The following is a 20,089-nucleotide window of genomic DNA, read 5'->3' as shown; positions in this document are numbered from 1 at the left end:
ACCGCCCGTGCAGGCCGATACTAGAACATATGTTCGGGGACAAGCCCGGCGGCGAACCGCGCCCGCCCGCGCACGACGACCGCACCCTGCGGCGGGCGCTACCAGTCTGGGTGGACCTCGCGAAGGTGTACCCACTCGCCGAACGCCCGGACCGGATGCACCGGGTCGGCTGGGACCTGCAGGCGGTGGTACCGGGCGAGCTGTCCGCGTGGCGCCGTGACACCACGGGGCGCTGGCTCGCCCAGGTCCACTTCCGCATCCGCCGCGGCGACGACAGCGAAGGAGTCCTGATGACGGCGTGGCTCCTGGCATCGGCGATCGAACCCCGCCACGACGCCCCCGCACGGCCCGAGCGCCGGAAGCGCCTCCGCTGACGCGCCTGCCGGAAGAACGTCCCACCGGCACGAAAAAGTCCCCGTCGATCTCGACGGGGACTTCACAGGTTTCCGAAGCGGCGGCGAGGGCCTGGCGGACCGGCTCGAGGTCACCTCACGAAAAGGTCATACCCTCCGTCGCGGCGCGGGCGGATATCGCACTCGTTCCACGCGCCCCACGCCTTGCCGGCGTTGCATTCGGCCTGCACTACTTCCAGGGAGCCGGACTCGACGTATCTCCATCCCGCCGCCATGGCGACAGGCGCCCCCAATGACAGCAGACACGTGGCCAACGCGGCACTGGCCAGCATCCTACGAGCCATTACCGACCTCCGACCTTGCCGATACGGCCAATGCACCCGCGCCCCGTGGCCCAGTCATAGGGGCAACCGCTCGACATCACTACGGTCCCGCGGCCGTTCTCTTGATGTTGCGATCCGGCCGCCATGGCGGCGGGCGCCCCCACCGACAGCAGGCACGCGGCCAACGCGGCACCGGCCAGCATCCTACGAGCCATTTCCAACCTCCGATCAGGCACGATCGCCTCAGGTTGGTCATCCTAGGGATATCAACAGGCACCAATCTGCATACGAACAAGACTCTGCACGAATGTGCAGACCACGTTGCCTCGATGTACCCCGAGGTTGCCGGGGTTTCCAAAGTTGCCCAAATTTGGGCGCCCAGCAACGCTGGACGTGAGTCTTGTTCACTTTGTCGGGCTTGGCCGTGGCACCGTTCTCTCGTCGCGGTACTCACCGAGCTCTGCGGGCGACGGTTTGGATGCCGATCGTTCGGTGGCTCTCGGCCTTCGAGGTACGGGTCCGGTCGGCGTCAGGTCGGACCAAGTCCGGCCAGGCCATGCCCAGTCGCTCCGCGTGGACCACCAGGTACCTCTGGGGCACCAACTGAGACGACAACTGAGACGAAAACGCCCCCGCCAATCTTGGCGGGGGCCGTTCTCCCAGGTCCGTAGCGGTGGCCAGGGGCGGGGTCGAACCGCCGACCTTCCGCTTTTCAGGCGGACGCTCGTACCAACTGAGCTACCTGGCCGTTAGCGTCCGGCGCAATGCCGATCGCCTTGGCGACCCAGACGGGACTCGAACCCGCGACCTCCGCCGTGACAGGGCGGCGCGCTAACCAACTGCGCCACTGGGCCTCGCTTGTCGATCTTCAGTTGTCCGTACCCCCAACGGGATTCGAACCCGCGCTACCGCCTTGAAAGGGCGGCGTCCTAGGCCGCTAGACGATGGGGGCTTGGCCGATTCGCAACCGACCCGGCCTTGCTCCCAACCGGCTTTCCCTTTCGAGGGGCGCCCCGTTGGCAGTGACTAAACCTTACGACATGCCCTCAGGCCGCCCCAAACCGGGGGTCGCTTAGGCCGAACGCCACCCCCGCACCCCGCCGCAGCGGAGCGCGCGCAGGCTCCATGCTAGCCGCCTGACCAGCAGATTTCACCTACCGCGCACCACCGGCCGCCACCCCCGGGGGCTGCTGCCCCGAGCCCCGGAAGCACCCGAACAGCGGAGAGAAAACGACAAAGCGGACAGCAGCCGAAAAATGTGATCCGCGCCTCAAGATCGGCTCATCCGGAGGCGAGCAGCCAGTCCTCGCGCGCCACCCCGCCGAGGACGACCCGCCAGACCGCCTCGACCCGCTCCGGCATCCCAGCCGCGTTCATGCCGATCGTGTGCGTGCCGACCAGCGCCGAGAACAGGACCCGGGCCGCCTCGCCCGGGTCGACTCCGCTGCGCAACTGCCCCTGCTCCGCCGACCGGCGCAGCAGCTCGTCGAGCATCTCCTCCCAGCCGTCGCCGACGTCGGTGCAGATGTGGCGACAGGCCAGCAGCAGTCCGGCCCGCAGCGTGACGTCGTGCTCCAGCCGACGGGCGGCCTCGCGGGTCAGCCCGACCGCGGTGGACAGCGGGTCCAGTCCCCGGCCGGTCCAGCGCCGCCACATCTCGTCCCGGGCCTGCTCATACTGCCTGACCAGCGCTTCGGCCACCGCCTCCTTCGAGGAGAAGTGGAAGTAGAACGCGCCCTTGGTGATGCCGCTGCGGCGCAGGACCGTGCTCAGCGTGGTGGCCTCGTAGCCGACCGCGTCGAATTCCTCAGCGGCGGCGGCGAGGATGGTGCGGCGGGTGATCTTGGCCCGGCGCTGCTGGGGCATGTCGCGACTCCGGCGGGTGACAGGCCGCCCGCGATCCGCTCGCCCGAGCGATGCGGCCCACGAACGGCTGATCATCTACACCACCGGAAGTTACCGGCAGATCGACCGCCGTGCCCAGTCGCGGACCCGGCGGTCGAGCGGCCCGCGGGTGCGCCTCGCTCCGCGCCGCCAATCACCGGGTCACCGGTGGCTGACCGTCCTCATCGGGGGTGAGTCCGAGCATGTCGAGCAGCAGTTTGCAGTCCTCGGCGCTCTCCGCGCCGCGCGCGACCGCCATCCTCGCCCGGTGCACCTGCTCCGCCGAGATCCGCGAGGGCTCGCCGGCGCGCGGCGCGGGCACCGCGGACGACTGCCGCCCGTGCCCGTCTTCCTGTTGCCACAAGAACTTTCGTACGTCCAGCGACCCGTACATGACGCCTCCCCGGCCTCGGGTTCCGGCCGCAGGTTATCCACAGGTTGTCAACACCCACAGCCCCCCACAGAGTGATTTCTGTTCGACGCAGAGTAACCATCATCGCGGCGTCGATCCACTTCGGATTTCCCACCCCGGAGCCGCCGAAACCTCCCCCTCCGTGACCGTCCACTCTGGACGTGCGAGACAGTGGTCCGAGCACCCCCGCACCCGTTCGCGGCAGCCCCTGCCGGAGAGGAGTGAGTATGAGCGTTCAGACGTTCACGGTCAGTGGTATGACCTGCGGCCACTGCGCACGCTCGGTCACCGAGGAGCTTTCGGAGATTCCGGGCGTCACCGACGTCCAGGTCACCGTCGAGACCGGTCAGGTCTCGGTGGCCAGCGAGCAGGAGCTCAGCCGGGACGCGGTCACCGCCGCGATCGCCGAGGCCGGGTACGCCGTCACCGCCTGGACCAGCCCGAACTGAGCCCGACCACGCAGAACAACCCCGCAGGACTGCTGACCGGGCCCGCCGCGCGCCCTGCCGGACGCACGAATCGCGCGGAAGGCTCCCCAAGCGCCGAGGCGCGTGCCACAATCGGGGCGCTGACACACCCCCGGTCAGCACCTGTGGAGATCCCCTCCGGCCCCCGCGTTTCTCCCCCTGGCGCGGGGGCCCTCCGCTGTTACGGAGCGGTCCACCGGTCGTCGAGCGTGGCGGTGCCGGTCCGGTGCCGGGGCCAGCCCGACCCGGCCGTTCGGCTGATCCAGCCGAGGCGGTCGGCGGTGATTGGGGTCACAGGTGGGCGTTGGTCGTCACCTGACCGTTATCGTGTGCGGCGTGGCTCTAGGACGACTGAAGACTGGACGGCGGCAGAAGCCCGCCGAGCCGGCCGAACCGGATCATGAGCTCGATTCGTACCTGGCGGCGCTGGCCCCGGAGGAGAACGTCGAATCCACCGGGTCGGGGCGCCGCTTCGGCGCGTCACAGGTCTACCAGCTGCGGTTGCCGCTGATGGCCAACGAGCGGCTGCGGGAGCTCGCCTTCAAGCAGGGCACGTCCCCGGCCGCGCTGGCCCGCGACTGGGTACTTCAGCACCTCGCCGAGGAACCGATGCCAGCGGAGCCGGTGGCCGCCCAGGAACCCGACAACCCGGTGTGGCCCGATCAGGACACGCAGCAGGTCGCGCCGGTCGCCGGGCACCATGGCGCACACCACGCCGCGCCGCTGTCCGACGTCGAGCAGACCGAAGAGATCACCGTGCCGCACGAGCGGTTCCGGCACTGACCACCCCCGTCCCCCGAACGAAACCCCCGACCACCAGCTCACGGCCGGTGCAGGCCCCCGCCTGCACCGGCCGCACGCATCCGATGGCCGCTACGCCCTGAGGCCGAGCTCCCGCGCGATCAGCATCCGCTGAACCTCGCTGGTGCCCTCGCCGATCTCCAGGATCTTGGCGTCCCGGTAGAAGCGGCCCACCGGCGTTTCGTTCATGAAGCCGTAACCGCCGAAGATCTGCGTCGCGTCGCGCGCGTTGTCCATCGCCGCGTTCGACGACACCAGCTTCGCGATCGCCGCCTCCTTCTTGTACGGCTCACCGCGCAGCATCCGGGACGCGGCGTCGTAGTAGGCCAGCCGCGCCGTGTGCGCCCGCAGCTCCATGTCGGCCAGCTTGAACTGGATCGCCTGGTACTCGCCGATCGTGCGGCCGAACGCCTCGCGCTCCCCGACGTAGCGCAGGCACTCGTCGACGCAGCCCTGTGCCAGGCCGACGCCGAGCGCGGCGATCGCCACCCGGCCCTCGGTGAGGGTGGCCAGGAACTGCGCGTACCCGCGACCGCGCTCGCCCAGGAGGTTGGCGGCGGGCACCCGGCAGTTGTCGAACGACAGCTCGTGGGTGTCCGAGGCGCTCCAGCCGACCTTCGAGTACTTCTTGGCGACCGTGAAGCCGGGGGTCCCGGCGGGCACGATGATCGCCGAGATCTCCTTGCTGCCGTCCGGGCGCTGACCGGTGACGGCGGTGACCGTGACGAAGCCGGTGATGTCGGTGCCGGAGTTGGTGATGAACGCCTTGGAGCCGTTGATGACCCACTCGTCGCCGTCGAGCACCGCCGTGGTGCGGGTGGCACCGGCGTCCGACCCGCCGCCCGGCTCGGTCAGCCCGAACGCGCCGAGTACCTCGCCACGGGCCAGCCTGGGCAGCCAGGTGCGGCGCTGCTCGTCGGTACCGAACCGGTAGATCGGCATGATGCCCAGCGACACCCCGGCCTCCAGGGTGATCGCGACGGAGGAGTCGACCCGCGCCAGTTCCTCCAGGGCCAGGCAGAGCGCGAAGTAGTCGCCGCCCATGCCGCCGTACTCCTCGGGGATCGGCAACCCGAACAGGCCCATCCGCCCCATCGCCTCGACCAGCGGGTACGGGAACTCCTCGCGTTCGTAGTACTCGCCGATGACCGGGGCGACCTCCTTGCGGGCGAAGGTCTGCACGCTCTCCCGCAGGGCCTCGTACTCCTCGCTGAGCCGGTGGTCCACCATCGCTAGTCCTCCTCCCGCGCGACGAGGACGGCCAGCGGCTGGTCGAGCCCGACCGACTGCCCCCGCCTCGCGTGCACTTCGGTCACGACACCGGCGATCGGCGCGGTGACGGTGTGTTCCATCTTCATTGCCTCGATGACGAACAGGCGTTGTCCAAGCTGGACTTCCTGACCCGCGACCACGTCGCTGACCAGCACCGTTCCCGGCATGGGGCTGGTCACGAGACCGTCGGAGCGGCCGGCTGCGGCACCCCGGTCGGCCAGCAGCTGGTGTTCGGCGAGGGCCCAGGTGCGCCCTTCGGCGGCCAGCCACGTGGTGCCGTCGACGTGCGCGCACCGGTAGTGGTGGGTGTGGTCGCGGTAGGTGAGGGTGAGCACGTCCCCGTGCATCTCGGCGGCGGCCCGGTGGGTCTCGTCGGTGCCGCCGGTCGGGGTTCCGACGGACACCTCCGCGTCGCGGGCACGTCCGCGCACGCGCACGTGCACCTCGCCGTCGGCACCGGCGAAGCGCCACGTGCTCCATGCGTGCTCGCCGAGCCGCCACCCGCTCGGGACGTCCCAGGGGTCGACGACCGGCCCGTTCGGCTCGGCGGCGAGCAGCCGCTCCAGCGCGGCGGCGACGTAGACCTCCTCGGGGGTGGTATTGCTGTCCGCGACCAGCGCATCCAGCTCGCGCTCCACGAGCCCGGTGTCCAGGCGACCGGCGAGCACGTCGTCGTGCCGCAGCAGGGCGCGCAGGAACGCGACGTTGGTCTGCAGGCCGAGCACGGCCGTGTCGGCCAAGGCCGCGGCCAGGCGGTGCACCGCGCCTGCCCGGTCCGGGGCCCAGGTGATGACCTTGGCCAGCATCGGGTCATAGTCCGAGCCCACGCGCACGCCCGCGCGCACCCCCGAATCCACCCGCACCCCGGGACCGGTCGGCTCATGCACGGCCAGCACGGCACCCCCGGTCGGCAGGAAGTTGCGGGCGGGGTCCTCGGCGTAGACGCGGGCCTCCACCGCGTGGCCGTCGAGGGCCAGGTCCTCCTGCCGCCACGGCAGCGGCTCGCCCGCCGCCACCCGGACCTGCTGCTCGACAAGGTCCACGCCGCGCTGCCCGTCGACCGTGACGACCAGCTCCGTGACCGGATGTTCCACCTGCAGCCGGGTGTTCATCTCCATGAAGAAGAACTCGTCGGGGCGGTCGGCGGAGACGATGAACTCGACGGTGCCCGCGCCCGTGTAGCCGACCGCGCGGGCGGCCTCCACCGCGGCGCTGCCGATGCGGGCCCTGGTCTGCGCGTCCAGCAGCGGTGACGGGGCCTCCTCGATGATCTTCTGGTGCCGCCGCTGCAGGCTGCACTCGCGTTCGCCCAGGTGCACCACGTTGCCGTGCGCGTCGGCGAGCACCTGCACCTCGATGTGCCGGGGTCGGGTGACGAACCGCTCGACGAACAACGTGTCGTCGCCGAAGGCGGACCGCGCCTCGCGGCGCGCGGCGGCGATCTGGTCGGTCAGGGCGGACTCGTCGTGCACCAGCCGCATGCCCTTGCCCCCGCCGCCCGCCGAGGGCTTGATCAGCACCGGGAAGCCGACCTCCAGCGCGGCCCGGTGCAGTTCCTCGTCGGTCATGCCGGGGTCGCTGCGGCCGGGCACCACCGGCACCCCGGCGGCGGAGACGGTCTGTTTGGCCCGGATCTTGTCGCCCATCGACTCGATCGCGCTCGCCGCCGGTCCGATGAACACCACGCCCGCCTGCGCGCAGTCCTCGGCGAACACGGCGTTCTCGGCCAGGAAGCCGTAGCCGGGGTGGATCGCCCGTGCCCCGGTGCGGTGCGCGGCGTCGAGGATGCGCTTGCCGTCGAGGTAGCTCTCCACCGCCGCGCTCGGTCCGATGTGAACGGCGGTGTCGGCCTCGACGACGTGCCGCGCGCCGCGGTCGGCGTCGCTGAACACGGCGACGGAGCGGATACCCATCCGCCGCAGCGTCCGGATCACCCGTACCGCGATCTCGCCCCGGTTCGCCACGAGCACCGTGTCGAAGTGCTGCACGTTGTTCATCCCTGATCACATCCGGAAGACGCCGTAGGAGATCCGTTCCAGGGGTGCGTTGGCTGCTGCCGACAGCGCCAGGCCGAGCACCGTGCGGGTCTGCTTCGGGTCGATGACGCCGTCGTCCCACAGCCGGGCCGTGGCGTAGTACGGGTGGCCCTGGCGCTCGTACTGGTCGCGGATCGGCTGCTTGAACGCCTCCTCGTCCTCGGCCGGCCACTGCTCGCCGCGGGCCTCGATCTGGTCGCGGCGCACCGTGGCCAGCACGGACGCGGCCTGCTCGCCGCCCATCACCGAGATCCGGGCGTTCGGCCACATCCACAGAAACCGCGGCGAGTACGCCCGACCGCACATCGAGTAGTTGCCCGCGCCGAACGATCCGCCGATGACCACGGTGAACTTCGGGACCCGGGCGCAGGCCACGGCGGTGACCATCTTCGCGCCGTGCTTGGCGATGCCGCCGGCCTCGTACTCCTTGCCGACCATGAACCCGGAGATGTTCTGCAGGAACACCAGCGGGACGGAGCGCTTGTCGCACAGCTGGATGAAGTGCGCGCCCTTGAGCGCCGACTCGCCGAACAGGATCCCGTTGTTGGCCACGATCCCCACCGGGTGCCCGTGGATGCGGGCGAAGCCGGTGACCAGCGTCGTGCCGTAGTCGTGCTTGAACTCGGCGAACCGGCTGCCGTCGACGATCCGGGCGATCACCTCGCGCACGTCGTACGGGGTGCGTGAGTCGGTGGGGACCGCGCCGTAGAGCTCGTCGGGGTCGACCACGGGTTCCTCGACCGGCGCGACCTCCCACGGCCGGGGCGGGCGGGGGCCGAGCGTGCTGACGATGGAGCGCACGATGCGCAGCGCGTCCGCGTCGTCGGCGGCGAGGTGGTCGGTGACACCGGAGGTGCGGGAGTGCAGTTCGCCGCCGCCGAGCTCCTCGGCGCTGACCACGGCGCCGGTGGCCGCTTTCACCAGCGGCGGGCCACCCAGGAAGATGGTGCCCTGGTTGCGGACGATCACCGCCTCGTCGCTCATCGCCGGGACGTAGGCGCCGCCCGCGGTGCAGGAGCCGAGCACCGCGGCGATCTGCGGGATGCCCCGGGCGGACATGGTGGCCTGGTTGTAGAAGATGCGGCCGAAGTGCTCGCGGTCCGGGAACACCTCGTCCTGCCGGGGCAGGAACGCACCGCCGGAGTCGACCAGGTACAGGCACGGCAGGTTGTTGTGCAGCGCCACCTCCTGCGCCCGGAGGTGCTTCTTGACCGTCATCGGGTAGTAGGTGCCGCCCTTGACGGTGGCGTCGTTGGCGACGATCACGCACTCGCGGCCGGAGACGCGGCCGACGCCGGTGATGATGCCCGCCGCAGGCGCCTCGTCGTCGTAGAGGCCGTGCGCCGCCAGCGGGGAGAGCTCCAGGAACGGTGAACCCCGGTCGAGCAGCGCGTCCACCCGGTCGCGGGGCAGCAGCTTGCCGCGCTCGACGTGCCGGGCGCGGGCCTTCTCCGGACCGCCGCGCCGGACACGGGCGAGTTGGGCGTTGAGGTCGTCGACGAGCTTCGCGTGCTGCTCGGCGCAGCGGGCGAAGTCCGCGGAGCCCGGGTCCACGGCTGTGCGCAGGACGGGCGCATCCATGGGTGCACACCCTCCGAGGAAGTTAGTCATCGTTAACACCACGGATGTTAACGGCGCCTAACGCGACTCGTCTAGTATCGATCCCGATGTCCACCGAACCCGGCAAGCTGACCCGCCGCGAGCAGATCCTCAACGCCGCGGCGGAGAAGTTCGCGCGCTACGGCTTCCACGGCGTCGGCATCGACGACATCGGCGCCGCTGTCGGTATCTCCGGCCCCGCCGTGTACCGGCACTTCCGCAGCAAGGACGCGATGCTCGCCGAGCTGCTCACCGGCATCAGCGACCGGCTGCTCGTCGGCGGGCAGGACCGGGTCGCCGCGGCCAGTGACCCGCGGGACGCGCTGAACCGGCTGGTGCGCTGGCACGTGGAGTTCGCCCTGACCAACCCGGCGCTGATCACCGTGCACATGCGGGATCTGGACAGCCTCACCGAGACCGACCGGCACAAGGTGCGCGAGTTGCAGCGCAGCTACGTCGAGGTGTGGGTGGACGTGCTGTGCCAGCTGCGCACGGACCTGTCACGCCCGACCGCCCGGGCCGCCGCGCACGCGGTGTTCGGCCTGATCAACTCAACCCCGCACAGCACGCACATCGACACCGACGCGATGGCGGACCTCCTGCACCGCATGGCCCACGGTGCCCTCGCCCAGGCCACCACGTCCTGACCCGCGGCGCCCACCGGGTATCCGCACACCCGGTTCGACAGAAAGCTGTTTTCGCAGGTGGTGACGGTGGTCGATTGCGGCTGCCCCGCGGCGGGACAAGACTGTATGCCGTACGGCCAGCAGGGGCGCCGTAGGAGGCGAGCATGGCCATCCGAACCAGACCAGCGCCGGTTCCCACCAGCGCCTTCACCGCCACACACCGGCCGAAGGGGCAGCGGCTGGTGCCGTGGCTGCGCACCACCGACCACAAGGAGATCGGGATTCTCTACCTGATCGCCTCGTTCTTCTTCTTCATCGTCGGCGGGGCGTTGGCCCTGCTGATCCGCGGTGAGCTGGCCGCGCCGGGCCTGCAGTTTCTGTCCCAGGAGCAGTACAACCAGCTGTTCACCATGCACGGCACGATCATGCTACTGCTGTTCGCCACGCCGATCATCTTCGGCTTCGCCAACGTGGTGCTGCCGCTGCAGATCGGGTCGCCGGACGTCGCGTTCCCCCGGCTGAACGCGTTCTCGTTCTGGCTGTTCTTGTTCGGCGGGCTGATCGTGCTCAGCGGCTTCGTGCTGCCCAACGGCGCCGCCGACTTCGGCTGGACCGCGTACCCACCGCTGTCCCGCGAGCAGTTCAGCGCCGGACCCGGAGGCGACCTGTGGGCGGCCGGGCTCATCGTCAGCGGCCTGGGCACCATTCTCGGCGCCGTCAACATGATCACCACGCTGGTGTGCCTGCGCTGCCCCGGCATGACGATGTGGCGGATGCCGATCTTCTGCTGGAACATCCTGGCCACCAGCCTGCTGGTGCTGATGGCGTTCCCGATCCTGGCCGCGGCGCTGTTCGCGCTGCTGATCGACCGGCACCTCGGCGGGCACGCGTTCGACCCGGCCAACGGCGGCGCGATCCTCTACCAACACCTGTTCTGGTTCTTCGGGCATCCGGAGGTCTACATCGTGGCGCTGCCGTTCTTCGGCATCGTCACCGAGATCATCCCCGTGTTCAGCCGCAAACCGCTGTTCGGCTACACGGGGCTGGTGTTCGCGACCCTGCTGATCATGGGTTTGTCGATGCTCGTGTGGGCGCACCACATGTTCGCCACCGGCGCGGTGCTGCTGCCGTTCTTCTCCTTCGCCACCTTCCTGATCGCGGTGCCGACCGGGATCAAGTTCTTCAACTGGATCGGCACGATGTGGCGGGGCCAGCTGACCTTCGAGAGCCCGATGCTGTTCGCGGTGGGGTTCATGGTGACGTTCCTGCTGGGCGGCCTGACCGGGGTCCTGCTGGCGTCACCGCCACTGGATTTCCACATCACGGACACGTACTTCGTGGTGGCGCACTTCCACTACGTGCTGTTCGGCACCATCGTGTTCGCGGTGTTCGGCGGGGTGTACTTCTGGTTCCCGAAGATCACCGGCCGGATGTTGGACGAGACGCTGGGCAAGGCGCACTTCTGGCTGACCTTCGTCGGCTTCCACCTGACGTTTTTGGTGCAGCACTGGCTGGGGGCCGAGGGGATGCCGCGCCGCTACGCCGACTACCTGGCCTCCGATGGATTCACCACACTGAACATCGTGTCCACCATCGGTGCGTTCGTGCTCGGCGCGTCGATGCTGCCGTTCCTGTACAACGTGGTCACCAGCTACCGGTCCGGTGTGGTGGCCAACGTGGACGACCCGTGGGGGCACGGGAACTCGCTGGAGTGGGCCACGTCCTGCCCGCCGCCGCGGCACAACTTCACCGCGCTGCCCCGGGTGCGCTCGATCCGCCCGGCGTTCGAACTGCACTACCCGCACATGGTGCGGCGGCTGGAGCTGGAAGCGCACGCGGAGCTGCGCCGCAGGTCATGACCGCCGGACCCGGCCCCACGGCTTGTAGACGTTGAGGGCCGTGACGATGCTGAGCGCGACCAGCGCCACGCTCGGGGCGACCACCAGGGACGCCGCGTCGGGGCCCACTGCCGCGACCACGTCGGCGCCCGGGGGCGCGGCCAGGGCGCTCTCGCCCGCACGGATGAGCCGCGGGGCGAGCTGGAAGGTGACCGCTGCGGTCATGGCGGCGGTCGCGACGAGGCTGATCAACACCCACCAGTAGCGGAACAGGCCCCACTTGGTGCCGACCGAGATCAGCACGCCGGAGACGAGGGCGAGGATGCTCACCGGCCGGGCCACCCAGGCGCCGAGGGCGCCGTCGGCGATGTAGGCGGCCCGCTGCACCTGCGGGTCGTCGGCGAGCAGGCCCGTCAGGCCGAGCACCAGGAGACACGCGCTGCCGCCGATCCAGGCCACCGACGCGATCACGTGCACCGTCAGCACGAGCTTGCGCACCGCGGGCGGGAATCCCCGCCGGGCGGGCCGGGTGGGTCTCGGAGGGGAAATAGCTTGCGTCATGAATCATTCATACCATGAATCATTTCTAATTGGTAGAGTATGCCCGTGCCAGCAGAGCTCCCCCCGGTCGGCGCCGCGTTCCTGCTCACGCAGCTCGGTACCCACGCCGCGATGAAGTTCGCCGAACGCGTCAGCGCCCTGGACCTGACCCCGCCCCAGGTGGGCGTGCTGCGGATGATCGCCGGGCAACCCGGCCTGAGCCAGCAGAACCTGGCCGAGCGCCTGGGGATGCTGCCGAGCAAGGTCGTCGCGTTCGTCGACGAGCTGGAGGGCCGCAGCCTGGTCACGCGGACCCGCAGCACCCGCGACCGCCGCGTGTACGAGCTGACCCTCACCGAGGAGGGCACGGAACTGATGGCCGAGATCCGCTCGGTGGCGGCCGAGCACGAGGCGGACTTCTGCCGCGCCCTGACCCCCGACGAGCACGCCCAACTCCGCGCCCTGCTGACCCGGGTGGCGGAAAGCCACGACCTCACCCCGGGCGTCCACCCCGGCTACCGCATCATCCGCTGAACCCGGACCGCTTCGTCAGACCGCACAACGGCAGCGGACCACGGCTGTGCGCACCGCACCATTGATCTTCCACAGTGGACGGACGATTTCGCCGCTCTGCCGGGACGAACGGACGATCCGGGAGTGGCGCGGTTCATAACCGTTTCGGGAACACCCTGATCGTGGACTACTGTTGGAACCGTCCGGGGAGCGCCACCGCACGCCGCCTTCCTGCATCGTTCCTCCCGAACACCGCCGATCAGCTGCGCACCGCCGCGCGCCCGGGTTCGGGATCGACGACCGAAACCACACGGCACGCACAGTCAGGGAGACCTCTTTGCCCATCGCACTGCTGGCACTGGCCATCGCAGCTTTCGGCATCGGCACAACCGAGTTCGTGATGATGGGGCTGCTGCCCGACGTGGCCGCCGACCTGCACGCGTCCATCCCGGACGCCGGTGGCTACATCTCGTTGTATGCGCTCGGCGTGGTGATCGGTGCCCCGCTGCTGACCATCCTGGGCCTGCGGACCCGCCGCAAGACCATGCTGCTGAGCATGCTGGTGCTGTTCACCGTCGGGAACCTGTGCTCGGCGTTCGCCCCGACGCACGAGCTGCTGCTCGCCGCCCGGTTCGTCTCCGGGCTGCCGCACGGCGCGTTCTTCGGCGCGGGCGCCGTGGTCGCCGCGAGCCTGGTGGCCGCCGACAAGCGGGCGCAGGCCATCGCGATGATGTTCATCGGGCTGACCGTGGCCAACATCATCGGCGTGCCGGTCGGCACGCTGCTGGGCCAGGCGCTGGGCTGGCGCTCGGCGTTCGGCCTGGTCGCGGTGATCGGCGTCGTCGCGCTGGCCGCCGTCGCGGCACTGGTGCCCAGCCAGCCCAAGCCCACCAACGTGAGCCTGCGCGGCGAACTGCGGGCGTTCCGCCGCCCGCAGGTCTGGCTGGCCTTCGCGGTCGTGGTGTTCGGCTTCGCCGCCACCTTCTCCTTCTACAGCTACATCAAGCCGGTGCTGACCGACGTCACCGGCTACTCGCCGACCGCGGTCACCGTGCTGCTGGCACTGTTCGGCGTCGGGATGACCGTCGGCACCGCGGTCGGCGGCCGGCTGGCCGACCGGGCCCCGATGCGGACCCTGTACGTGTTCCTGACCGCGCTCGCCGCCAGCCTGCTGCTGTTCGTGGTCACCGCGCACAGCCTCGTGCTGGCGCCGATCACCGTCTTCCTGATCGGCGCGACCGGCTTCGCGGCCATCCCGAGCATCCAGGCGCGCATCCTGGACCAGGCGAAGGATGCCCCGGCGCTGGGGTCGGCGAGCATCCAGTCGACGTTCAACATCGCCAACTCGCTGGGCGCCTACCTCGGCGGCCTGGTCATCGCCGCCGGGTTCGGCCTCACCGCACCGAGCTGGGTGGGCGCGCTGCTGGCGGCCGTGGGCCTGGGCTTCGCGCTGCTGTCCGGCTGGCTGGACCGCCGCCCGCGGCGGGCCGCGGTGGTGGCCTTTCACCGCGCGGCGCAGCCGACGGAGACCGCCGAGATCAGCTAGCCGCGGCGTGTTCGGGCGCCTACGGTCGGGGCCGGCGGTGCACGCTACCGGCCCCGGCCGGAATGAAGCATTAGCTGAATCGGTTATCCCGGTGTAGGCCCGTTGCCGGGTCGACACCGAATCCGACATTGGCGGAGGAAAACACCCACATGACACAGGTCCCGAACATCACGCTGAACACCGGCGCGACGATGCCGCAGCTCGGCTACGGCGTCTTCCAGGTCCCGGCCGAGGAGGTCGTCGAGCCGGTCCTGGCGGCGCTGCAGGCGGGGTACCGCAGCATCGACACCGCGGCGGCGTACGGCAACGAGGAAGGCGTGGGCAAGGCCATCGCCGAGTCGGGCATCAAGCGCGAGGACCTGTTCGTCACCACCAAGCTGTGGAACGACGATCAGGGCTACGACAGCACCCTGCGGGCCTTCGACGAGAGCCTGACCAAGCTGGGCCTGGACTACGTGGACCTCTACCTGATCCACTGGCCGGTCCCGGCGAAGGACCGCTACGTCGAGACCTGGAAGGCGCTCGAGAAGCTGCACGCCGACGGTCGGGCCAAGGCCATCGGGGTGTCCAACTTCAAGATCCCGCACCTGCGCCGGTTGTTCGAGGAGACCGACGTGGTGCCCGCGGTGAACCAGATCGAGCTGCACCCGAACCTGCCGCAGGCGGAACTGCGCGCCTTCCACACCGAGCACGGCATCGCGACCGAGGCGTGGAGCCCGCTGGGCCGCAACAACGGGCTGCTCAACGACGCCGCGCTGACCGCGCTGGCCGAGAAGTACGGCAAGTCTCCGGCGCAGATCGTGCTGCGCTGGCACATCCAGCTCGGCAACGTGACCATCCCGAAGTCGGTCACGCCGTCGCGGATCCAGGAGAACATCGACATCTTCGACTTCGAACTGGCCGACGACGACGTGGCGGCGATCACCGCGCTGGAGACCGGCGTGCGCGTCGGTCCGGACCCGGACGTGTTCGGCGCCTGATCCCGATCGGGTAGGGGCCAGGGTCGCCCTGGCCCCTACCGCGCCACCGGACGGGCCCGCATGCCCGGCAGTTCGTTCGGTGGCGGTGCCAGCGCCAGGCGGCGCTTGAGTTCCGCTCTCTTTTGGTCTTTCAGCTCGGACCAGCCACGCCCTTCCCACTTTCTCCTCGGGCAGGAGATTCTTCGGGACGAACGGCTACACGCTGCGACATCCAGGTGAACGGCGGAGCGCTTACCCACATCGAGAGAGTGATCGTCGCCATAGTGGCAGCTGAGCCCATTGTCCCCTGATCGCACTTGGTGATCACGAATAATGGATCAGCAATCAGACGTGTCACGACGAGGGGGAACGCAGCATGACCGGGTACGGCATCGATCCTGACGCACTGGAGAGTGCCATCAAGAAGCTCGAGGAGATCCGTGACAACGTCGACGCCCTCATGGAGCAGGCTGTGACGGTTACGCCTGGGGAGCTCACTGCCAACGACGCGTACACCAACAAGGCACGAAAGGCGATCAAGGACCGCGCGACCGGGGATCATGGGTCCTTGCGCATAGCCACCCGAGAGCTCTCTGCGAAACTGACCGAGAAGATCAACGCGTACAAGGCAACCCTGGATGAGTACCGGCGGAACGACGACGCGGCAGGTGCGAGCGTGAGTCGGGTACGACACGAGGCATGATCGAGGCGTGATGGTGAGGACGAACGTGCTCAAACGAAGCGGAGTGCTCGCTGCCGGGGTCGTGTTGACCGGCACATTGGCCGCGTGCACGGGTGGCGGTCCGACCGGTGACGAATCGCCGCAGAGTTCCGGGCCGACACAGGCGCAGACAGGCCCCGAGATCAGCGACCCCAGGTCTCCCTTCGCTGTCGAGCTGTGCGCCTTGCTGCCCGCTGATGCCGCGACGTCGCTGGGACTCGAGCCAACAGGCAAGGTCAACGACGGCCCGAAAATTTCAGCGGACGCACCAGAATCGTGCGCCTGGCGCAGCCGGGACGGGCACACCTCGGTTTCTCTCGGACGGATCAAGGATCGGTCGATCCAGGAGTACTACGACAACAAGTCGGCGTTCAGCGACTACCAAGAGTTGACCATTGCTGGGCATCCGGCGGTGCGGGCGAACCAGGGCGACCCGGCGAAGGACGGTTACTGCGTCGTGTTCGCGGCGGTTTCGGAACGGGAAATGCTTTATGCCTTCACCAGCGACGACAACAAGACCGATCCCTGCGGCCTCGCCCAAAAGGCCCTCGAAGCATCCATCCCAACCTTGCCCGCCGCGAAATAACTGAATCTGGGGGGAACCCCCAGGAAATCGCCCATGCCGGGGGTACGCGACGATGGCCCCCGCCGCACTCCCGGCGGGCGGGTTCGCCTGTCGGACAAGCCGGACACCAACGGCCGCGGCGGGGTTCGACGTGGTGGGTCAGGTGACGCCGACCGTGGGGCGCGAGGTGGTGAGGCAGCGCAGGACATTGCTGCCGGAGCGCAGCGACATCACCTGGCTGCGGGTCGCCAGCCAGCGGGGGAACTTCGCCAGGCGCTGCAACGGGGTGCTGCGCTGCGCCGAGGTCAGCGCCGCCGTGCGCGACACCTTGAGGGCGCGGGGGCGGCGTTCCCGCTCATAGGCCCGCAGCAGCGGCTCCGGATTTCCGTCCACATCGGACAGGTACTGGGTGAGCAGCCAGGCGTCCTCCAGCGTCTGGTTGGCGGCCTGCGCCACCGCGGGCGGCATCGCATGCACCGCGTCGCCCAGCAGCGTGCTGCGCGGGCCGCCCCACACCCGCGGCACCCTGTGCCGGATGTGCGGGAAGAAGCCGAGGTCGTCGTCGGTGACCGAGGCCAGCAGCGCCTCCACCGGCTCCGGCCACCCGCGGAACACCCGCCGCAGCTCCGCGACCGACAGCACCGGGTCACCCGCCTTCCACGGCAGGTCGAACCACCAGTGCAGCAGCCCGCCGCCGGTTGGGATCAACCCGCAGTGCGCGGCGCGGCCAGCGATGTTGAGCGTCTGGTGGCCCTGCGCGACAGGTAGGTCGCTCATCGTCAGGCCCTGCCAGCTGGCCCAGCCGGTCGGCCTGGCCGGACGCCCGCCCACCACGTCGCGACGCACCACCGACCGCTGGCCGTCGGCGCCGATCACCAGGTCGCCGGTCGTGGAGCTGCCGTCGGCGAACTCCGCGACGACGTGGTCGGGGTGCTCGGTGACGCCGACGCACTGGCGGCCGAAGTGCAGCACGTCGGCGGGCAGCGCGGCGGCCAGCTCGGCGATCAGGGTGCGGCGCGGGATCTGCACGGTCGGTGCTCCGAGGCGCTCGGTGACCTCACCGAGATCGGCTTCCCACAGCAGGCGGCCGGTGTCGGTGAGAGCGCGCAGGCTGCGCAGCTGCCGACCGGACGGTTCGATGTCGATACCGAGTTCGCGCAGCGCGGCGGTGCCGTTGCTCCACACCGTGATACCGGCGCCGGTGGTGCGCAACGCGTCCGCGTGCTCGTAGACCTGGACCTGGTGGCCCTTGTCGACCAGCCCGTTGGCGATGGCGAGTCCCCCGATTCCAGCTCCGATCACGAGAACCCGCATCGTCTCCATCCGTCAACCCCGACGCCCCTTCTCCCGCGCAATTTTATCCACTCGACCGGATGTTCGGATTTGTCCTTGGTCACACGCGGTGAGCACGCCGCCGTTCGGAACCGCCACGATGGGTGAACGGATGACTGGGAATCATCGCAATCGCAAACTATGTTGCGACCATGAGTCCACGCGTGTCACCGCCGTTCCGCGCCGACCACGTCGGCAGCCTGCTGCGCCCGCAGCACCTCCTGGACGCCCGCGACGAGCACGCCGCGGGCCGCATCGACGACGCCGAACTGCGCCGCATCGAGGACGAGGCGATCACCGAGGTCGTGGCCATGCAGGAGGAGGTGGGTCTGGCCAGCGCCACCGACGGGGAGTTCCGCCGCAGCTCCTGGCACATGGACTTCCTCTACCAGCTCGACGGCGTGACCAAGGTCGAAAACGCCGACCTCACGGTGCGGTTCCACAACGAGCAGGGCGACCTCGAGTTCGTCACCCCCGCCCTGCGGGTCGACGGCAAGATCGGGTTGCGCCACCCGATCTTCGCCGACGCCTTCACCGCGCTGGCCGAGCGGGTGACCACCGCCACGCCGAAGCTGACCATCCCGTCGCCGGGCATGCTGTACCACCGCTGCGGCCGGGCCGCGATCGACCAGACCGCCTACCCGGACCTGGCGGAGTTCCGCGCCGATCTGGCCGCGGCGTACCGCGCGGAGGTGCGCGCGCTGGCCGACCTGGGCTGCCACTACCTCCAGCTGGACGACACCAGCCTGGCCTTCCTGAACGACCCGAAGCAGCGGGCGCAGCTGGCCGCGCGCGGTGACGACGCCGAGCACGCCCACCTGCAGACCATCCGCCTGATCAACGACTCGCTGCGGGACCGTCCGGACACGCTGTCGGTGACCACGCACCTGTGCCGGGGCAACTTCCGCTCGTCGTGGGTGGCCGAGGGCGGCTACGACTTCGTCGCCGAGGCGCTGTTCAACGAGCTGGAGGTGGACGGGTTCTTCCTGGAGTTCGACGACGAGCGGTCCGGTTCCTTCGCGCCGCTGCGGTTCGTGCCGAAGGGCAAGGCCGTGGTGCTCGGCCTGGTCACCACCAAGCGCGGCGAGCTGGAGTCGAAGGACGAGCTCAAGCGCCGGATCGACGAGGCCAGCAGGTACGTCGACCTGGACCAGCTGTGCCTGTCGCCGCAGTGCGGTTTCGCCTCCACCAAGGACGGCAACGCCCTCACCCACGAGGAGCAGGTGGCCAAGCTGCGGCTCGTCGTGGAGACCGCGGCCGAGGTCTGGGGCTGAGCTCGTCAGGCGGCCTCGAGGAACTGTCCGGCCACCAGGCCCGGTTCCTCGTCGCCGTCGAAGCGCACCCACAGCACGGGGCCGTCGAAGACCTCGGGCAGAGCGGTGGCGGTCTCCACCACCGTGCCGACCTGATCGCGGAACCGGCCGAACGTGGCGCGGACCCGCACACCTGGTTCGAACGGACTCGGTGACTGCTCCATGAGGGGGACGTTACGTGCCCGCGCCCCGACAACGGAAATCGCCTCCGGGTTGTGCCCGCACCACCTCGCTGACCCGCCGCGATGGGAGGATTGGGAGGAGCAGCACGGCAGTGGCGGGCGTCACGGGCACGAGGGGGTCGGATGCGCACGATCAAGCAGTCGGGCGAGCACGAGCTGGAGGTGAAGAAGTCCCGCTTCCTGTGCGCGCTGGCCCGGGTGACCAACGAGGACGAGGCGCGGGAGTTCATCCAGCGGCGCCGGCGGCTGCACCACGATGCGCGGCACCACTGCTCGGCGTTCGTCCTCGGTGACAACGGGGAGATCCAGAAGTCCAGCGATGACGGGGAGCCGGCGGGCACCGCGGGCATCCCGATGCTGGAGGTGCTGCGCCGCAACGAGGTCACCAACGTGGTGACGGTGGTGACCAGGTACTTCGGCGGGGTTCTGCTCGGCGCCGGCGGGCTGGTGCGCGCCTACAGCGGAGCGGTGTCCGCGGCGCTGGAGCACGTCGGCCTGGTCGAGCGCCGCCCGGTGCGGACCGTGATGACCACAGTGGACTATCTGCTGGCCGGCAGACTGGACAACGAGCTGCGTTCGGCCGGCTACCAGGTGACCGACACCGAGTACGCGGAGTCGGTCCGCTTCCACGTGGCCGTCCCAGATCAGGAGGTGGCGGCCTTCGAGACGTGGCTGGCGGAGACCACCGGCGGCGTGGCGGAGGTCGAACTGGGCGGCCTGGGCCACGCCGAGGTCGAGGTCTGATCACGTACCGCCGGATGGCCCAATGCCTTCTATGGTCCACACCACGTGTCATCGCCCCTGTCC

The 20,089-nt window shown here is 69.7% G+C and carries 20 protein-coding genes and 3 tRNA genes; 12 read left to right on the top strand and 11 right to left on the bottom strand.

Annotation, left to right across the window (positions count from 1 at the left end; translation table 11 throughout):
* Window positions 1-29: 29 nt before the first annotated feature.
* On the top strand, window positions 30-374 hold the full coding sequence (locus IEY17_RS15990; RefSeq protein WP_188988496.1) for a hypothetical protein: 345 nt from the start codon (window positions 30-32) through the stop codon (window positions 372-374).
* 976 nt (window positions 375-1,350) lie between these two features.
* On the opposite strand, the gene IEY17_RS15985 is transcribed toward IEY17_RS15990, so the two are convergent.
* From IEY17_RS15985 to IEY17_RS15965, 5 genes are all read right to left on the bottom strand, one after another.
* Window positions 1,351-1,424: transfer RNA gene (locus tag IEY17_RS15985), tRNA-Phe, on the bottom strand.
* Between the two features lie 29 nt (window positions 1,425-1,453).
* A tRNA-Asp gene (locus IEY17_RS15980) sits at window positions 1,454-1,530 on the bottom strand.
* A gap of 25 nt (window positions 1,531-1,555) precedes the next feature.
* Window positions 1,556-1,628 (bottom strand) — tRNA-Glu (locus IEY17_RS15975).
* A 329-nt stretch (window positions 1,629-1,957) separates the two neighbouring features.
* Window positions 1,958-2,542: a ScbR family autoregulator-binding transcription factor gene (locus tag IEY17_RS15970; RefSeq protein ID WP_188988494.1), complete on the bottom strand. Its 585-nt coding sequence runs from the start codon at window positions 2,540-2,542 to the stop codon at window positions 1,958-1,960.
* 172 nt (window positions 2,543-2,714) lie between these two features.
* Window positions 2,715-2,954 carry a hypothetical protein gene (locus IEY17_RS15965; protein WP_188988492.1) on the bottom strand — a complete coding sequence of 80 codons (240 nt, stop codon included), beginning with the start codon at window positions 2,952-2,954 and terminating at the stop codon, window positions 2,715-2,717.
* A 245-nt stretch (window positions 2,955-3,199) separates the two neighbouring features.
* Between IEY17_RS15965 and IEY17_RS15960 the strand changes: the two genes are divergently transcribed.
* Entirely contained in the window at window positions 3,200-3,421 is a 222-nt protein-coding gene (locus tag IEY17_RS15960; RefSeq protein WP_188988490.1) for a heavy-metal-associated domain-containing protein, read from the top strand.
* Window positions 3,422-3,775: 354 nt separating this feature from the next.
* Window positions 3,776-4,222 (top strand): hypothetical protein, encoded by a 447-nt coding sequence (locus IEY17_RS15955; RefSeq protein ID WP_188988488.1) that lies wholly within the window; start codon window positions 3,776-3,778, stop codon window positions 4,220-4,222.
* A gap of 90 nt (window positions 4,223-4,312) precedes the next feature.
* Here IEY17_RS15955 and IEY17_RS15950 read toward each other — a convergent pair whose 3' ends face one another.
* From IEY17_RS15950 to IEY17_RS15940, 3 genes are read right to left on the bottom strand one after another with little or no spacing between them, the layout of a single operon-like run.
* Entirely contained in the window at window positions 4,313-5,470 is a 1,158-nt protein-coding gene (locus IEY17_RS15950) for an acyl-CoA dehydrogenase family protein (protein WP_188988486.1), read from the bottom strand.
* A gap of 2 nt (window positions 5,471-5,472) precedes the next feature.
* A complete protein-coding gene (locus tag IEY17_RS15945) occupies window positions 5,473-7,509 on the bottom strand; it encodes an acetyl/propionyl/methylcrotonyl-CoA carboxylase subunit alpha (protein WP_188988484.1) in 2,037 nt (678 codons plus the stop codon).
* A 6-nt stretch (window positions 7,510-7,515) separates the two neighbouring features.
* The gene (locus IEY17_RS15940) at window positions 7,516-9,129 is read right to left on the bottom strand and encodes a carboxyl transferase domain-containing protein (RefSeq protein WP_188988482.1); all 1,614 of its coding nucleotides are present in this window, start codon (window positions 9,127-9,129) and stop codon (window positions 7,516-7,518) included.
* A gap of 86 nt (window positions 9,130-9,215) precedes the next feature.
* Between IEY17_RS15940 and IEY17_RS15935 the strand changes: the two genes are divergently transcribed.
* Complete coding sequence (locus IEY17_RS15935) at window positions 9,216-9,794, top strand: SACE_7040 family transcriptional regulator (protein ID WP_188988480.1); 579 nt, start codon at window positions 9,216-9,218, stop codon at window positions 9,792-9,794.
* A gap of 143 nt (window positions 9,795-9,937) precedes the next feature.
* Entirely contained in the window at window positions 9,938-11,632 is a 1,695-nt protein-coding gene (gene ctaD, locus IEY17_RS15930; protein ID WP_188988478.1) for an aa3-type cytochrome oxidase subunit I, read from the top strand.
* Here ctaD and IEY17_RS15925 read toward each other — a convergent pair.
* On the bottom strand, window positions 11,627-12,109 hold the full coding sequence (locus IEY17_RS15925) for a hypothetical protein (RefSeq protein WP_188988476.1): 483 nt from the start codon (window positions 12,107-12,109) through the stop codon (window positions 11,627-11,629). The two genes, ctaD and IEY17_RS15925, sit on opposite strands and share 6 nt — an antisense overlap.
* A gap of 108 nt (window positions 12,110-12,217) precedes the next feature.
* Between IEY17_RS15925 and IEY17_RS15920 the strand changes: the two genes are divergently transcribed.
* From IEY17_RS15920 to IEY17_RS15900, 5 genes are all read left to right on the top strand, one after another.
* Window positions 12,218-12,685 carry a MarR family winged helix-turn-helix transcriptional regulator gene (locus IEY17_RS15920; RefSeq protein WP_229680212.1) on the top strand — a complete coding sequence of 156 codons (468 nt, stop codon included), beginning with the start codon at window positions 12,218-12,220 and terminating at the stop codon, window positions 12,683-12,685.
* 316 nt (window positions 12,686-13,001) lie between these two features.
* A complete protein-coding gene (locus IEY17_RS15915) occupies window positions 13,002-14,210 on the top strand; it encodes an MFS transporter (protein WP_188988472.1) in 1,209 nt (402 codons plus the stop codon).
* A gap of 149 nt (window positions 14,211-14,359) precedes the next feature.
* Window positions 14,360-15,190, top strand: a complete 831-nt coding sequence (locus IEY17_RS15910; protein ID WP_188988470.1) for an aldo/keto reductase — start codon at window positions 14,360-14,362, stop codon at window positions 15,188-15,190.
* Between the two features lie 355 nt (window positions 15,191-15,545).
* Window positions 15,546-15,872, top strand: a complete 327-nt coding sequence (locus IEY17_RS15905; protein ID WP_188988468.1) for a hypothetical protein — start codon at window positions 15,546-15,548, stop codon at window positions 15,870-15,872.
* Window positions 15,873-15,882: 10 nt separating this feature from the next.
* Complete coding sequence (locus IEY17_RS15900) at window positions 15,883-16,476, top strand: DUF3558 domain-containing protein (RefSeq protein WP_229680230.1); 594 nt, start codon at window positions 15,883-15,885, stop codon at window positions 16,474-16,476.
* 138 nt (window positions 16,477-16,614) lie between these two features.
* Here IEY17_RS15900 and IEY17_RS15895 read toward each other — a convergent pair whose 3' ends face one another.
* Entirely contained in the window at window positions 16,615-17,757 is a 1,143-nt protein-coding gene (locus IEY17_RS15895) for an FAD-dependent oxidoreductase (RefSeq protein WP_229680211.1), read from the bottom strand.
* Between the two features lie 182 nt (window positions 17,758-17,939).
* On the opposite strand from IEY17_RS15895, the gene IEY17_RS15890 reads away from it, so the two are divergent.
* Window positions 17,940-19,061: a 5-methyltetrahydropteroyltriglutamate--homocysteine S-methyltransferase gene (locus IEY17_RS15890; RefSeq protein WP_188988462.1), complete on the top strand. Its 1,122-nt coding sequence runs from the start codon at window positions 17,940-17,942 to the stop codon at window positions 19,059-19,061.
* A 5-nt stretch (window positions 19,062-19,066) separates the two neighbouring features.
* Here the strand turns inward: IEY17_RS15890 and IEY17_RS15885 are convergent, their stop codons facing one another.
* Window positions 19,067-19,264 (bottom strand): hypothetical protein, encoded by a 198-nt coding sequence (locus tag IEY17_RS15885; RefSeq protein WP_188988460.1) that lies wholly within the window; start codon window positions 19,262-19,264, stop codon window positions 19,067-19,069.
* Window positions 19,265-19,405: 141 nt separating this feature from the next.
* On the opposite strand from IEY17_RS15885, the gene IEY17_RS15880 reads away from it, so the two are divergent.
* Window positions 19,406-20,026 carry a YigZ family protein gene (locus IEY17_RS15880; protein WP_188988458.1) on the top strand — a complete coding sequence of 207 codons (621 nt, stop codon included), beginning with the start codon at window positions 19,406-19,408 and terminating at the stop codon, window positions 20,024-20,026.
* Window positions 20,027-20,089 lie beyond the last annotated feature (63 nt).

The sequence above is a fragment of the Saccharopolyspora thermophila genome (assembly GCF_014646075.1).
In the GTDB taxonomy this organism is placed as follows: Bacteria; Actinomycetota; Actinomycetes; order Mycobacteriales; family Pseudonocardiaceae; genus Saccharopolyspora; species Saccharopolyspora thermophila.
Note: the sequence above shows the minus strand (reverse complement) of the source record. Positions and strands in the feature narration are given on the sequence as shown.